14 protein-coding genes are annotated in these 15,818 nt (G+C 60.6%); 13 read left to right on the top strand and 1 reads right to left on the bottom strand.

The genetic code is table 11. The annotated features are described in order from the left end of the window. The first annotated feature begins 85 nt into the window (after positions 1-85). The 3 genes from AB4O22_RS07080 to AB4O22_RS07070 all read left to right on the top strand — a co-directional run bounded on the left by AB4O22_RS07080 (position 86) and on the right by AB4O22_RS07070 (position 3,490). A complete protein-coding gene (locus AB4O22_RS07080; RefSeq protein WP_003203456.1) occupies positions 86-1,342 on the top strand; it encodes an aromatic ring-hydroxylating oxygenase subunit alpha in 1,257 nt (418 codons plus the stop codon). Between the two features lie 9 nt (positions 1,343-1,351). After that, on the top strand, positions 1,352-2,488 hold the full coding sequence (locus AB4O22_RS07075) for an FAD-binding oxidoreductase (protein ID WP_223472624.1): 1,137 nt from the start codon (positions 1,352-1,354) through the stop codon (positions 2,486-2,488). A gap of 87 nt (positions 2,489-2,575) precedes the next feature. Then, a complete protein-coding gene (locus AB4O22_RS07070) occupies positions 2,576-3,490 on the top strand; it encodes a LysR substrate-binding domain-containing protein (RefSeq protein WP_003203461.1) in 915 nt (304 codons plus the stop codon). A gap of 13 nt (positions 3,491-3,503) precedes the next feature. On the opposite strand, the gene AB4O22_RS07065 is transcribed toward AB4O22_RS07070, so the two are convergent. After that, positions 3,504-3,944, bottom strand: a complete 441-nt coding sequence (locus AB4O22_RS07065) for a hotdog fold domain-containing protein (RefSeq protein WP_003203463.1) — start codon at positions 3,942-3,944, stop codon at positions 3,504-3,506. A gap of 163 nt (positions 3,945-4,107) precedes the next feature. Between AB4O22_RS07065 and AB4O22_RS07060 the strand changes: the two genes are divergently transcribed. From AB4O22_RS07060 to AB4O22_RS07015, 10 genes are all read left to right on the top strand, one after another. After that, positions 4,108-4,728 (top strand): TetR/AcrR family transcriptional regulator, encoded by a 621-nt coding sequence (locus tag AB4O22_RS07060; RefSeq protein WP_003203465.1) that lies wholly within the window; start codon positions 4,108-4,110, stop codon positions 4,726-4,728. A 144-nt stretch (positions 4,729-4,872) separates the two neighbouring features. Further along, entirely contained in the window at positions 4,873-5,865 is a 993-nt protein-coding gene (locus AB4O22_RS07055) for a SphA family protein (protein ID WP_003203467.1), read from the top strand. Positions 5,866-5,920: 55 nt separating this feature from the next. Then, positions 5,921-7,102 (top strand): MFS transporter, encoded by a 1,182-nt coding sequence (locus AB4O22_RS07050; protein WP_003203469.1) that lies wholly within the window; start codon positions 5,921-5,923, stop codon positions 7,100-7,102. A gap of 35 nt (positions 7,103-7,137) precedes the next feature. After that, positions 7,138-8,586, top strand: coding sequence for a carotenoid oxygenase family protein (locus AB4O22_RS07045; protein WP_013693745.1), 1,449 nt, complete (start codon positions 7,138-7,140; stop codon positions 8,584-8,586). Between the two features lie 305 nt (positions 8,587-8,891). Further along, positions 8,892-9,743 carry a fumarylacetoacetate hydrolase family protein gene (locus AB4O22_RS07040; RefSeq protein ID WP_003203474.1) on the top strand — a complete coding sequence of 284 codons (852 nt, stop codon included), beginning with the start codon at positions 8,892-8,894 and terminating at the stop codon, positions 9,741-9,743. A 2-nt stretch (positions 9,744-9,745) separates the two neighbouring features. After that, entirely contained in the window at positions 9,746-10,567 is an 822-nt protein-coding gene (locus tag AB4O22_RS07035; protein ID WP_003203477.1) for an IclR family transcriptional regulator, read from the top strand. A gap of 21 nt (positions 10,568-10,588) precedes the next feature. Beyond that, the gene (locus AB4O22_RS07030; protein ID WP_460096038.1) at positions 10,589-12,235 is read left to right on the top strand and encodes a bifunctional 3-(3-hydroxy-phenyl)propionate/3-hydroxycinnamic acid hydroxylase; all 1,647 of its coding nucleotides are present in this window, start codon (positions 10,589-10,591) and stop codon (positions 12,233-12,235) included. Between the two features lie 23 nt (positions 12,236-12,258). After that, complete coding sequence (locus tag AB4O22_RS07025) at positions 12,259-13,107, top strand: VOC family protein (RefSeq protein WP_460096037.1); 849 nt, start codon at positions 12,259-12,261, stop codon at positions 13,105-13,107. A gap of 74 nt (positions 13,108-13,181) precedes the next feature. Beyond that, a complete protein-coding gene (locus AB4O22_RS07020) occupies positions 13,182-14,660 on the top strand; it encodes an aldehyde dehydrogenase family protein (RefSeq protein WP_460096036.1) in 1,479 nt (492 codons plus the stop codon). Between the two features lie 88 nt (positions 14,661-14,748). After that, on the top strand, positions 14,749-15,747 hold the full coding sequence (locus AB4O22_RS07015; RefSeq protein ID WP_460096035.1) for a helix-turn-helix domain-containing protein: 999 nt from the start codon (positions 14,749-14,751) through the stop codon (positions 15,745-15,747). Positions 15,748-15,818: the final 71 nt, after the last annotated feature.

The following is a 15,818-nucleotide window of genomic DNA, read 5'->3' as shown; positions in this document are numbered from 1 at the left end:
GAAAATAAAGCGCGTTGACGGTCTTATTCCACCTTTCCAAACTGTACTCGCCGCCTGATCAATTTGAATGTGAGCGAGACCTATAATGACAATCAATGCCGTGAAGACCCATCGTGAACTCCTGGCCGACCGCACGCCCGGCCATGGCATGCCAGGCGGTTTGTTTGGTCGCCAGGATATTTTTGAAACCGATGTCGAGGTCTTCTTCACCAAACATTGGATTCTGGTGGGCGTCACCAGCGATGTCCCCGAACCCGGTGATGTCTCGACCCTTGATATTGGCAAATCCTCCATCCTCCTGGTACGCGACGATGACGAGCACGTGCAAGCGTTTCGCAATGTCTGCCGTCACCGCGGGGCTCGCCTGAAACAGGCCGGCAAGTCGACGGTGGGCATGCTGGTCTGCCCCTACCACCAGTGGAGCTACGACCTGGATGGCAGCCTGAAACATGCGGCACACATGGGCAAGGACTTCGACCCTAAATGCAAAAGCCTGATCCCTGTGCACACCCGGGTCATCGGCACCCATGTCTTCGTCTGCCTCGGCGACGAACCACCAGAAGACATCCTGTACCTTGACCAGGTCATGACGCCGCGTTTCGCCCAATACGACATCGCCCACTCAAAGATCGCCTACGAATCGGAAATCATCGAGAACGGCAATTGGAAACTAGTGATCGAGAATAACCGCGAGTGTTATCACTGCGCCGCCACCCACCCGGAATTGACCGCTTCTTTCCTGCCCGAAGATTTCGGTTTCTGCACCGATGGGCTGGGCGAGGATTCACTTCAGGCACTGGCCGAATATCACCGCCGCAATGCCGACACCAAGGCCAACTGGGAGCGCGAAGGCTATATCTGCGATGCCGTCGAACACCTGGGTGAAGACGCCGTGACCCAATTCCGCTCGCAGCGACTGGCCATTGCCGGCAACGGCGAATCCCAGACCCTGGACACCCGCGTGGCGTGTACCCGGCTGTTTGGCGACCTCACCCGCCGCGACTTGGGCGACGTGCATCTTTGGACGCACAACTCCTGGACCCATGTCATGAGCGACCACGCCGTAGTCTCCTACATCATCCCGCTGGCACCCGATAAAACCCTGGTGCGCACCAAATGGCTGGTTCATGCCGATGCCGTCGAAGGCGTCGACTACCAGGTGGATAAGCTGACCGAAGTCTGGGCGGCGACCAACCTGCAAGACGCCAGCCTCGTCGGCATCACCCACAGCGGCACCCAGGATCCCGCCTACACGCCCGGGCCGTTCTCGGCCTTTACCGAAACCTATGTCGACCAGTTCTCGCGCTGGTACGCGGCGCGTCTGGCCGCCCATGGCGTGTGAGGAATGAACATGACGACTTACGAAAACCTGACGTGTCCTGGAAACACCAGCGCGGTCCAGCGCTTTACCGATCCGACCACCTGGGGCACGTTCGGCTCGCAATGGAACAGCGGGGAACAGAAAACCCTGCAATGCTGCGCTGTGCGCCAGGAAACCCATGACGTAAAAACCTTCATTTTTCGTTGTGCGGACTTCAGCGCACTGAGTTTCGAACCCGGTCAATTCATCACGATCTCACCGGTCATTGGCGGGCAGACCCTCTTCCGCTGCTACACCCTGTCGTCCTCCCCGACCCGGCCCTTTGCGTTTTCCATTACCGTCAAACGTGTGCCGGGGGGCGCGGTATCGAACTGGCTGCATGACCACCTCAAGCCCGGCGACAGCCTGAAGGCGTCCGGTCCGGCGGGCAGTTTTACACCGGTCGGCCATCCTGCGACCAAGTTGTTGTACCTGTCGGCCGGCTCGGGTGTAACGCCTCTGATGTCGATGACCCGGGCCGCCTGCGACATGGCCGGCAACCTCGACATTGTCTTCGTACACAGCGCGCGTACTCCTGCCGATATCATCTTCCACGCAGAATTGACGCGCATGCAGGCCGCCATGCCGGGACTGCGGGTCATCAGTGTGTGCGAAGGACTTGGCGACACCGCTCAATGGCAGCAACCGATAGGCCGGCTCGATTTGCCGTTGCTGAGCCAGCAAGTGCCGGACTACAAGGAACGGGAAATCTTTACCTGTGGTCCCCAGGGCTACATGGAAGCGGTCAAGTCGCTGCTCAGGGAAGCGGCGTTCGATTTCGCCCACTATCATCAGGAAAGCTTCGACATCAGCGCACTGAACGAGGAACCGTTGCTCGAGCAAGCCCCTTCCCTCGATCAGCAGGAGGTGTTCACGGTAACCTTGTCGCGCTCGGGGAAGACGTTCAGCATGCCGGGCAATCAGACCGTGCTGAGCGCCGCAAAAAAGGCTGGGGCAATCGTGCCCTCCTCCTGCAGCCAGGGCGTTTGCGGCACCTGCAAGACCGCCCTGCTACAGGGTACGGTCGAGATGAATCACAACGGCGGTATCCGGCAACGGGAAATCGACAAAGGCCTGCGTTTGCTGTGCTGCAGCAAGCCCACTTCTGACCTGGTCCTTGATCTTTAGCCTTGCATCGCGAATAAGGTAGTCACTGCACACTGGCTTCTGCACAATCTCCGTGCGCTTACCCTAATAAGACAGTGGCCCAGCCTGATGAAACTGCAACCCTTGCCGCCCCTCAACAGCCTGGTGGCATTCGAGGCCGCCGCCCGCCACTTGAGCTTCACCGTGGCGGCACGCGAACTGAACGTCACCCAAGGCGCAATCAGCCGCCAGGTGCGCTTGCTCGAAGACTACCTGGGCACGGCGCTGTTCACCCGCACGACCCGCGAAATCAACCTCACCGCCACCGGCAGCCAGTATTACGAAAGCGTGCGCGATACGCTGCAACAGATCGCCCAGGCCACGGCGGGAATACGCCATTGGCAAGGCGCGCAGCAGGTCACTGTCGTCACCAGTACGGCGATGGCCTCATTGTGGCTGCTGCCGCTCGTGTCGGAGTTCCAGCGCCAGAATGAAGAGATTGACCTGCGCATCATCGCGACGGATCAAGTCAGTGATTTTTCCCGGCTGGACTGTGACCTGGCGCTGTATTACTGCAGCACACCGCCGAAAAACATGAAAGTCACGCCGTTATTCAACGAAGAGATTTTCCCGGTATGCAGCCCTGCCTATCTGGCGCAGCATCCAGGGATCGAGACGCTGAAGCAGTTGGGCGGATGCACCTGGTTATGGCTGGAAGACCAGCACCGCGACTGGATTGGCTGGAAGGAATGGTTCCAACGCCTTGGTTACCAGGCGCCAGAACCTCGACGGCGCATCAATATCAACAGCTACTCCATGTTGATCCAGTCGGCGCTGGCTGGCCAGGGGATTGCCTTGGCCTGGTCGGGCCTGCTCAGCAATCACTTGCAAACCGGCAACCTGGTGCGGCCGACGCAAGCCATCCTGCGCACCGATGCGCAGTTCTGCCTGCTGGAACCTCAAGGCCGGGCCCCAAACAGACAAAGCGTCAACCTCTTCCGCCAGTGGCTGATGGCGCATCTGGCGGAGACAGTCGACGTTTGATGGGCCTGGCGATCTAGCCGATTTTCACATTCATGGTGATGCGCGCCGTGAAGACCTTCACCCCAGCCTCGTCGAAGATCTCGACCGGGACAATCTTGTCGCCCGAAGTCTGCCAGTCGATTTCGCTACCGTCGGCAATCGCATGGATGGAGGTCTTGGCCTTGGCCAAGTACTCGACGGTCATGCCTTTGGGAATCCAGCGCGCGCCGCTGGGGATGGACACCTCGGTCATCATCCCGCCCGCCAGTTCTGCCGCGTTGCACAACGCGATCGCGTGAACGGACGCCAGGTGATTGGTGATTTCCTTGCGAAACGGCACCTTCACTTCACCGCGACCGGGGGTCAACACAGAAATTTCCGGGTTGATGGTGCCGAAATACGGTGCCATCTGGCAGGCCATATTGCTGAAAGCGGACGGGCCAACGCTTTGGTACATGCTGAGAGTCTGGCTCATGGGGGATCTCTGGTCAGGTGGATTGAAGTCACGGACAGAACATCATTCCATTACAGAATATTGCTCTGTTACAGAACAATATTCTGTAAATGTCTACCCTGTCAATCGCTCGTGCCTGGCCGTCGTTTCAATTACCATGGCCCCTTTTTGCCTGGGCCGAAAAATGGAACCTGTCGATCTCCTCGAGCGTTGCTACCCAGGGCGCCGTGCCGAGTCCAAGCGGCACATTCTCCGATGTGCCCTGGCGCTGTTTAACCAACAGGGCATAGAAGCGACCACCATCGACATCATCCGGGCCGAAAGCCAGATGAGCGTGGGAGCGATCTATCACCATTTCGATAACAAGGAAGGCTTGGTCGCGGCGTTGTACATGACCGCCCTGGATGACCAGGCACGGCTCAGGGACAGCTACCTCGGCGCTGTCACGTCAACCAGGGAATGGGTCCACGCCTTGGTGTTCAGCTACGTGGATTGGGTGGTCAGCCAACCCGATTGGGCGCGGTTCCAGTACCAGGCTCGCTTTGCGGTCGCACGCAGCAGCTTCAACGAGCGGCTCGCCGAGGCGAATGTCGCCAGGAACGCCGCGCTCAAGCAATGGTTCAGCGACCCTGCCCACCAGCAGGATTTGCAGGACCTGCCTTTTGAACTGATCCCGTCACTGATCATCGGTTCAGCGGAGAGCTATTGCCGCGCCTGGCTCTCGGCCCGAGTCAAACGCAGCCCTGAACTCTACCGGCAGCAACTGGCCGAGGCCGCCTGGCGCGCCGTTGGCGCTGGCGGCTGAGCAGTTCGCTCGCGTTTCTCCGGGTTCATGGCGCTCCCAGTCAACTCTGGCCGTTGCGCTCAAGCATCACCCAACACCGGGACTTAAAGTCGAAGTGCCAGGGGACATTCCCCCGCTCACAATTCCAAGAATAGAGCCACTTCAATGAGCCTGACCAAATCCCTGCCAGCGTGCCTGGCACTCAGCTTCGCGTCATTTGCCGCCCATGCAGCCGACGGCCCTCCTCCACCTTCCGTAAGCCAACCCAGCGGTATCAACCTGGGCGGCACCAGCTTCTACGACGGGTTTGCGGGGCCACCCGGGCTGACTCACCAGACCTACCTGAAGTTCAGCACCGCCAGCAGCATCAGGACCAACGGCGGCAAGAAAAACGGCGCCTTCGATGACCCGAAGATCAACGTCATCACGATGATCAATCAGCTGAGCTACTACTCACCCGACACCTTCGCGGGAGGGGCACACCTGGGTTGGAGCCTGCTGGTACCCGTTGTTTCCCTGGACGGCGACTTCGGTGACAACGGTGCCAAGCTCAAGGACAACGCTACCGGCCTGGGCGATGTCACGGTCGGGCCACAGGTCCAGTTCGATCCGATCGTCGACGCCAGCGGCCGGCCGGTTTTCGTGCAGCGCATGGCCTTCGACACCATCCTGCCAACGGGCAAGTACGACAAAGACAAAGACCTGAACCCTGGCTCCAACCACTTCTCCCTGAACCCCTACTGGGCAGCGACCTGGATGCCGGCACCCCGTTGGGAAGTGAGCTGGAGACTGAACTATCTGTACAACTTCAAGAACGACGATCCGGCGAGCAGTTCGCAGCAGTTCTTTGAAGGGCAAGCGGTGCGCGACACCCAGTCAGGACAGTCGGCATGGGCCAACTTCACCGCCTCGTACGAAGTGTTTCCGAAGGTCTCGGTGGGCATCAACGGCTACTACTTCCGGCAGATCTCGGATGACAAGGTCAACGGCAACACCCTGACCGACTCCCGGGAAAAGGTGCTGGGCTTTGGCCCGGGTCTGTTCTGGAAAATCACCGAAGACAAAGCCTTCTGGCTCAACACCTATAAAGAAACCGGCGTCGAGAACCGCTCCCGAGCGGATTACCAGGTGCAGGTTCGCTACGTCCACAAGTTCTGATTGACGTGTAGGCCGGCTCACGCATGAGCGGGCTCTTTACCTGAGGTGATGCTTCATGAACGCACTCGACTCCATCGACAGCAAAAAATCACTGGGCGCCATCTGCCTGATGATGGTCATTTCCCTGGGGACTCTACAGATCCAGCCGATCCTGGGCGGTGCCTTGATCGACCAACTCGGCCTGCCGCTCAATGCAATCGGCGCTCTTTTCGCCGCTGAACTCATGGCGATGGCCATCGCTTGCGGGGTCTGCGCCCTGTTCATGGCGAGCGTCGACCGCCGTCGCTTCGCCCTGGTGGCCTTGTTGATCCTGGCATTGGGTAACCTGGCCAGCACACAACTGCACAGCCAGGCCGGACTGGTCATTTCCAGGATGATCTGCGGCGCCAGCGGCGGCGCGGTCATGGCGGTTGTCTATGCCACCGCAGCGCTGCGCACGTCCAAGGACGCGACTTTCGCGATCATCAACATCGGCAACCTGCTGTGGGGCATGCTGCTGGTGACCTCCATGCCGCTGGTCCTTCAAGCATTTGGCGTGAATGGCGCGTTTTCCCTGTTGGCGATCACCAGCGTGCTCGCGGCGCTGGGTTGCTGGAGAGTGCCCAAGCGCTACCCGGACGCCCATCGCGCGGCCAATGGCTCGATCCAGCCATTTGGTCTCACTGCCGTGCTGTTGATCCTGCTGTTTGCCCTGCTGTTCTTCGGCCACTCCGCCCTGTGGGTGTACCAGGAACGCATCGGCAAGAGCATCGGCCTGGAGCCCCAGCAGATTGGCGGAATCCTCGGCGGCAGCATCCTTGCCGGTGCCCTAGGCGCCGGGCTGGCCGGGCTGATCGGACGGCGCCTGGGCCTGCTGTTTCCACAACTGTTGAGCTTCGGCACGGCATTGCTGGCGACTTTGATCATGGTCTATGGCACCAGCCCCGTTGCCTTTATCACCACGGCCTGCCTGATCCATATGGTCTGGTTTTTCAGCCTGCCCTACCTGCTTTCCATGGCGGCGGAACTGGACCCTTCCGGCCGACTGGCAGGCCTGGGTAACGCTGCGATTTTCATCGGCCAGGGACTCGGCCCGTTTGGCGCCGCACTGGTCGTGGGCGAGGGACACTTGCGCGCGGTCGGATGGCTGGCCGCCTCAGCCTATCTGCTAGCCTTGGTGATCTCGTGCCTGGTCGTTGCACGCTTTCGCCGCGGCGTGAAACCTTCCGGGCCGGCGATGTCCCCGCAATCGGCCTGAACATGAACGAACCCGCACATTGACGAGATTGCCAGATGAGTATTCCATTCCCTCAAACCCCTGAATTTTCCGGCGCTCTCTATACGCCCAGCCGCGTGGAAGCAGAGGTGTTCGATCTTGAGATCGAAGGCATCCTGCCCGCTTCGATCTGTGGGACTTTTTATCAGGTGGCGCCAGACCCGCAGTACCCTCCCATGCTGGGTAACGACATTTTCTTCAACGGCGACGGCATGGTTAGCCGCTTCAACTTTGCCAATGGCAAAGTCTCGATGCGACGCCGCTACGTGAAGACCGATCGCCTGCTGGCCCAGCGCCGTGAAGGGCGTTCGCTCAACGGCGTCTATCGAAACGTCTACACCAATGACCCCCTCGCGGCGAAAAACAACACCACCGCCAACACCACCGTCATCCCCCACAACGGCGTCCTGTTGGCGCTCAAGGAAGATGCTCTGCCTTGGGCGATGGATCTCGAAACCCTGGAGACCCTCGGCGAATGGAGCTTTGATGGGCAGATCAAAGCTGCGACGTTCACCGCCCACCCCAAGCTCGATCCGGTGACAGGCAACCTGCTGGCCTGCAGTTATGAGGCCAAAGGCGACGGCACGCCCGACCTGGCCTATTTCGAAATCTCGCCGGACGGAAAGCTGCTGCACGAGATCTGGTTCCAGGCGCCTTATGCGGCCATGGTGCACGATTTCGCGGTGACCGAACGCTACGTCGTGTTCCCGTTGATTCCGTTGACGGTTGACGTCGATCGCATGAAAAACGGCGGGCCGCATTTCCAGTGGCAACCCGACCTGCCCCAGCTGTTCGCCATCGTGCCGCGCAACGGGCGTGGGCAAGATGTGCGTTGGTTCAAGGGGCCCAAGGACGGTTTCCAGGGGCATACGCTCAATGCGTTCGATGAGGACGACAAGGTGTATGTGGACATGCCGGTCACCGGCGGGAATATCTTCTACTTCTTCCCCCAGGCCGACGGCTACGTACCACCGCCTGAAACCCTGGCCGCCAGCCTGATGCGCTGGACCTTCGACCTGAATGGCGCGCAGGAGGACGTTCAACCGCAGCCACTGACGGAATATCCCTGCGAGTTCCCACGGTGTGATGATCGCTACATCGGTCGAAAGTACCAGCATGGTTTCCTGCTCGCCTTCGATCCTGAGCGCCCCTACAACCCGGCGAATGGGCCAATCCCCTTCCAGTTTTTCAACCTGCTGGCGCACCTGGACCTGCAGACAGGCCGCACCGACGCCTGGTTTCCCGGCGACAGCGGATGCTTCCAGGAACCCATCTTCATACCGCGCTCGGCGGATGCAGAGGAAGCCGATGGCTACGTCGTAGCCCTGCTCAACCTCATCGCAGAGGGACGCAGTGAGCTGGTTGTGCTGGACACCCGTGACATGGCCAGCGGGCCCATTGCCCGCATCAGGATTCCCTTCCGGATGCGCATGTCGCTGCATGGCTGCTGGGCACCAATCGATTGATTGGCATCGGGTCCTGATGCCCGTCAATTAAGCACAATCCCTGTGGGAGCGAGCTTGCTCGCGATGGCGGCGGTTCAGTTACATGAGTATTGAACTGGCTGGCCTCATCGCGAGCAAGCTCGCTCCCACAGGTTTAGAGCCCTTTTCACACCTCCCCTTGCTCCCCAGGTCCGCCAAAGGGACAGTCGCGCCAAAAAATACATAAATTCCATATTTTAGGATTTTTGTACAAATCCTACTTTACAGGATTTTATAGCAAGACTAGATTAACCCTCATTGCACCCTTCCTCTCTCCAGGAGCCTCCATGAAACTCGCAAGTTTTATTGTCCAAGGCCGTAGCAGCTACGGTGTGGTCGAAGGTGATCAAATCATCGACCTGGAATCGCTCAAGCCAACCCTTGGCAGCGATCTCAAACAGGCCATCGGTCATAACCGCCTGAACGAACTGAGCACTGCGCGCCTGGCAAGCCTGCCGCGTATCCCCTTGGCTGACGTGACCTTCCTGCCGGTGATCCCGAACCCAGGCAAAGTGCTGTGCATCGGCATCAACTACGCCACTCACGTGCGCGAAACCGGTCGGGAAATGCCGACCTATCCGATGATCTTTACCCGCTTCGCCGACAGCCAGACCGCCCACCTGCAACCCATCGTTCGCCCGACCGCGTCCCACAAGCTTGATTTCGAGGGCGAGCTGGCGGTGGTGATCGGTAAAGCGGCCCGCCACGTCAAACCTGCCGACGCGCTGGACTACGTCGCCGGTTATGCCTGCTACAACGACGGCAGTGTCCGCGACTGGCAGAAGCACACCATTCAGTTCGTCCCAGGCAAGAACTTCCCGAACACCGGTGGTTTCGGCCCCTGGCTGGTGACCGGCGACGAGATCGGCGACCCGCAGGACCTGGAATTGACCACCCGGCTGAACGGCGAAGTGATGCAGCACACCCGCACCAGCGACATGATTTTCGATGTGCGCCAGCTGATCGAGTACTGCTCCACCTTCACCGAACTGGCCCCCGGTGACGTGATTGTCACCGGCACCACTGGCGGCGTCGGAGCGTTCCGCGAGCCGCCGGTGTGGATGAAACCGGGCGACGAAGTCGAGATCGAGATCGCTCGAATCGGCACCCTGCGCAACAGCATCGTGGACGAGCAATAAGCATGGAAAACCTACACACCCCTGACGCCCTGCCCGAGCAGGATGGCGACAGCAAAGGCTCGAGCCTGGAGCGCATGCTGCGGGTACTCGACCTGTTCACCGAACAGAGCCCGATCTGGGCGGTGGACGACATGGGCGGCGCCTTGGGTTTTACCCGTTCGACGATCTATCGCTACGTGCGCGAATTGGCCGAGGCCAACCTGTTGTTCCAGGTCGAAGCCGGGCGTTATGCCCTGGGCGCGCGGATCATTACCTGGGATCGCCAACTGCGCCTGAGCGACCCCCTCGTACGCGCCGCACAATCGCTTGAGCCCAGCTTCCCGCAGTGGAGCGAACATCAGGTGTGGCTGATCTGCCGGCTGTTCAAGGACCAGGTCGTGTGCATTCACCAGCACGGAGACCTGTTCAGTGAGGTCAGCTACTCCCGTGGCTCGCCCAGGCCTTTGTTCCTGGGGGCGACGTCCAAGGCGATCCTCGCCAACATGACCTCGCGCCAACACAGCCAACTGTTTCTCGACCACCCCGATGAAGTGCGCGCCAGTCAACTTGGCCAGACCTGGGAGGCATTTCGTCGCTCGCTGCAGCAACTGCGTCGCCAAGGCTATGTGGCCAGCGCAGGTGAAGTCGACGCGGGCGTCTATGGCCTGGCCGCGCCGATCTTCGATGGCGATGGCAAGGTCGTCGGCAGCATCAGTTGCGTGCGCCCGGTGCGAGAACGCGACAGTGCCCAGGAGGAGACACAAGGGCAGCAGATCCTTGCCCTGGCGCAGGAACTGTCGCAACGCATGGGTGCGCTCGCCAACCGCGCCAAGCCACTGGGCTGAGCCATCCGGAAGGGAATAACAATGACAACCCTCAAACGCATCAATACCCAGGTCCTGGTCATCGGTGCCGGTCCTACCGGGCTGACCCTGGCCAACCTGCTCGGCCAAGCCGATGTGGACACGCTGATCATCGATCGCAAGCCGGGCACCGTGACCGAGCCGCGCGCGGTTTCAATCGATGACGAATCCTTGCGCACCATGCAGGCCATCGGGCTCGATGCCGCCGTGCTGCGTGATGTCGTGCCCGGCTACGGCGTGCATTACTTCACCCGGCCCGGCGGTCGCTGCTTCGGCAAGGTCGAGCCGACCGGCAAGCTGTATGGCTTCCCCAAGCGCAACGCCTTTCGCCAACCGCTGTTTGAAAACACCCTCAGGACAGGTCTCGAACGCTTTGCCAGCCTGACGGCTCGGTTCAGCCACGAGCTGGTGGAATTCACCCAGGACCCACACGGCGTGTGCGCGCTGGTGCGTGACGCTGATGGGCAACTGATGGAAGTCCACGCGGCTTACCTGGTGGCCTGCGACGGCGGCCGTAGCCCGGTGCGCAAGCAACTCGGGATCGAGATGGTCGGCTCGAGCTTCTCCTCGCGCTGGCTGGTGGTCGATACCGACCAGGACGACGACCCCTTCTGGCAGACCCGCGTGTATTGCGACGCCAGACGCCCGGTGGTGGAAGTACCCGGCCCTCACCGTACGCGCCGATTCGAGTTCCTGCTCAAGCCCGATGAAACGGACGAACAGGTGCTCGACGAAACCTGCCTGCAAGCATTGCTGCGCCCGTTCAAGGGAGACGCGCCGGTTTCCATCGTGCGCAAGACGGTCTACACCTTCCACGCCCGGGTCGCCGAGCGGTGGCAGGTGCAGCGGGTGTTTCTCGCCGGCGACGCCGCGCACCTGACCCCGCCCTATGCCGGGCAAGGCATGAACAGCGGCGTTCGCGATGCCCACAACCTGGGCTGGAAGCTGGTCGGCGTGCTGAAGGGAAAAATGGCGGAAAGCGCACTGCTGTCCTACGAAAGCGAGCGTCGTGATCATGCATGGGCCTTGATCAAGTTGGCCTTGAACCTCGGCGTGGTCATGGCACCGGCCACCGTCCTGCGCGCTCGCCTGATCAGTGGTGCATTCGCCTTGATCGGCCTGTTGCCGCCGTTGCGCGATTATTTCCTGCAAATGCGCTTCAAGCCCAAACCCCGCTTCACCCGGGGCCTGGTGCTGACCGAGGGGCAAGCAGGCACGTTGTCCTGCGGACAGATGTTCCCGCAACCGATACTCACCGATGCCCACGGCCAGGAACGCCTGCTCGATGACACCATCGGCGCCGGCTTCGCCTTGATTCAATACGGCGACCCGACCCGCCAGCGTATCGATGAACTCAAGCATGATCTCTGGAGCCACCTTGAAGCCAGACGCATCCTGATCCTGCCCACGTCCGTCCATGCCATACCGTCGATCCCGGGCTGCACGGTGCTTCAAGACCGTGAAGGCCAGCTCAAAACCCTGCTGGGCGATTCCCACCCGTTTCTGCTGCTGCGCCCGGATCGCTACATCGCGGCGATTTTCGACAAGGCGACCGAGACCCAGGCCGCAGAATCGCTGCAGTCGCTGTTCGGCATCGCCATGGCCCACAACAGCGAAATCGAACCGAGCAGCGCGCCCGTCTTTCACTAAAACCTTCAAGCACAGAGGTGGTTATGCAAACACTCCAGACTTCCACACCTGCACGCCTGTGCTACCTGCACCTGGCGAGCAAGGACGCGCAACGGCAAATCGATTTCTATCGGCGGATGCTGGACATGGACAGCCAGGCGCAAGCCGATGGCAGCTGGATGCTCAGCGGCCCGCAACGCGCCATGCTCGTTTCCCCCGCCGACCACAGCGGCCTGCTCGCGGCAGCGTTCGACTTGGGAAGCCAACCTCGACTGCAAGAACTGCGGGGTCGCCTGCTCGGCAATGGCTGCGTGATCGAAGAGACCAACTCGCCGCTGCTTGAGCCGGGGGCCTTCCTGATCCGCGACCCCCAGGGCCGGCAAACGATATTTGGCGTCGCTGCCCCTGCCCTCCACGCCCCTCACCCAGGCATGCCGGGTCGCTTGCAGCACGTGGTGTTCCAGACCACGGAGCTAGAAGCCATGATTGATTTCTACGTCAACACGGTGGGCTTTACCGTTTCGGACAATGTCGTGGACGAGCAGACCGGCCAACTCACGACGTGCTTCCTGCGCTCGGACGATGAACACCACACCTTGGCGTTTTTCCGCGGCTCGAAAAACGAGTGGGACCACCACTGTTACGAAACCAACGAGTGGAATGACATCCGTGACTGGGGGGATCGTTTCGCCAAGGAGCGCATCACCATTTTCTTCGGCCCTGGCCGACATGGGCCTGGCAACAACCTGTTCTTCATGGTGGTCGATGCCGATCGCAACCGCCTGGAGTTCTCGGCGGAGCTCGAAGTCACCGATGCCAGCCGCCAGCCCGGTGTCTGGGCACAGGAGGAATACACACTCAATTCCTGGGGCCGCGCCTGGATCAGGAGCTGAGCAGTTTTCCCCATCGGCGTTTGCACCCTTAGTTTCTAAACGAGGCGACCACCTGCCTCCGAAGGTAAAAGACCATGACGACTCAACCGCTCGCGCCCTACGCCATCAACGGCAACCAATACATCAACGGCACCTGGCGTGCAGGGCGCTCCGCACGCCGCCTGGACGACCGCAACCCCTTCAACGGCGAACGGCTGCTGGAGATGCCCCTGGCCTCGATTGCCGATCTCGACGACGCCTATCAGGCAGCGCACCTGGCGCAGGCAGCATGGTCACAGCTGCACCCCACCCAGCGCGGCGCACAACTTGAAAAGCTCGCCCAGGTCATCCAGAACCGCCGCGAAGAAATCATCGACTGGCTGATCCACGAATCCGGCAGCACCCGGATCAAGGCGAGCATGGAATGGCAATTCACGCTGAACCTGGTGCGCGAATGCACGACGATGCCGATGCAGGTAGAAGGTCGGATCCTGACCAGCTACAAGCCCGGCGAACAGAGTTTTGTCTTCCGTGAGCCCTTGGGTGTAGTGGGCGTGATCAGCCCATGGAATTTCCCGCTGTACCTGAGCATGCGCTCGGTGGTGCCGGCACTCGCCCTGGGCAACACGATTGTGCTCAAGCCCGCCAGCGACACAGCGGTGACCGGCGGCCTGCTGATCGCCCACCTGTTCGAAGAAGCCGGCTTCCCCGAGGGTTCGCTCAACGTCGTGGTCGGCGCAGGCTCGGAAATCGGCGATGCCTTCGTCGAGCACCCGGTGCCGAGCCTGATTTCCTTCACCGGTTCGACGGATGTGGGACGCAATGTCGGCCGTATTGCCACCGGAGGCAAACACATCAAGCGCGTGGCCCTGGAACTGGGCGGCAACGCGCCGCTGGTGGTGCTGGATGACGCCGATATCGAAATTGCGGCACACGCCGCGGTGGTCGGGCGTTTCCTGCACCAGGGCCAGATCTGCATGAGCGTCAACCGGGTGATCGTCGACCGCTCGCTGTATGCCGATTTCGCAGCGCTGGTGGTGGAGCGCGTGCGCAACCTCAAGATTGGTGATCCGACCAAGGCCGACACGGTGATCGGGCCAGTGGTCAATCAGAGCCAGCTCGATGGCCTGCTGCGTAAGCTCGACGGCGCCCGGAGTGCTGGCCTCAAGCAGCTTTGCGGCGGCCCGGCATCCGGGCTGGTGCTACCTGCCCATGTGTTCGGTGAAGTGGGAGCCGATCAGGAACTGGCCCGCGATGAGACGTTCGGCCCCCTGCTGCCGCTGCTGGTCGCAGAAAACGAAACCCATGCATTGGCGTTGGCGAACGCCAGCGAGTATGGCCTGTCCAGCGCCGTGTTCACCCAGGACATGGCCCGTGGCTTGAACTTCGCCCGTGGCATTGTGGCGGGCATGACCCATATCAACGACATCACCGTCGATGACCAGCCCAATGCCCCGTTCGGTGGTGAAAAGAATTCCGGCCTCGGTCGCTTCAACGGTCACTATGCCCTGGATGAGTTTACCCGTGCCCATTGGGTGACCTGGCAGCCCGGAGGCCATCACTACCCGTTCTGAGTCTTTGGCACCCTTGATCAGGCCCGGATCGGGCAAATCGACCCCTTTGCCCGATCCGTCAGAAAACAATAATAAATAGAGGCGAAAAATGAACCATTTAGCCTGCGTGTCCACCGATCAGGTTGTTCGCTCCGACCGCCTGATGAAATGGAAAGAGTTCATGAGCGATCACCTGGGGCGTACGCCGGACTATATAAAACGGCTGGAATCGACGTTCATCGACCCGTTGCATGAGAGCAACTTCCAGGGTCGGCTGGAGTACGGGGACCTGGGCCAGTTGCGTTTCTGTCGAATGACCGCCAGCGCCCATCGATATTCGCGCCACCTGAGCAAGGCGGTCGACGCCCTCGATACGCAGCGCATGTTGATCATGCAGGTGGCTGGTGTCAGTCATTTCGAGCAGGGCCAGCAAAGCAGCGTACTGGCCCCTGACGAAATGCTCCTGGTCGACTGCGGCAAACCTTTCAATGTGACCAGCACGCAAGGTTGCGAACACTTCATCCTGCTGTTCCAGGGTGCATCCGGGCAACTGGCGCAAACCGGCGACATGCACCTTAACGGTCGCAATGGACTGGGGCGGATGCTCATGCACCTGATCAGCGATGCCTACAATCAATATCCCTTGCTGAACAACCATTCGGCCGGGCTGATCGGTGACAGCATCACCGGGCTGCTGGATAACGCGCTGAAGAACAAACAGGAAGAAAAGCAACTCGAACACGACTTCCGCTTCTTCAAGCAGAACCGCCTCAAGGCGTACATCGAGCGCCACCTGGCCGACCGCGACCTGACCATCGAACGCATCGCCAACGCCGAACAGTGCTCGGTCCGCAGCCTGCACCGCGCCTTCCAGGATGAACTGGGGTGCAGTGTCAGCGAATACATCTGGCAGCGGCGCCTGTCACGTTGCGCCGAAGACCTGCGCAACCGGGAACATGCCCACCGCTCGCTCACCGAGATCGCCTACGCCTGGGGCTATGGCAGCAGTTCCCACTTCAGCCGGCATTTCAAATCGACGTTCGGCATGTCACCCAGACTGTTCCGCGACACCGCGAGTGACAGCCGGGAAAAATCGACAGCGGCTTGAGCCTGTTTCCAATTCCTATGGTTCACCATTGCCCTGTGGGAGCTGGATTCGGTGCTCACCACAAATCTTCT

This window comes from Pseudomonas sp. S3_B11 (assembly GCF_054667715.1).
The sequence above is the reverse complement of the archived record's forward strand: the minus strand, read 5'-3'. Positions and strand labels throughout refer to the sequence as shown.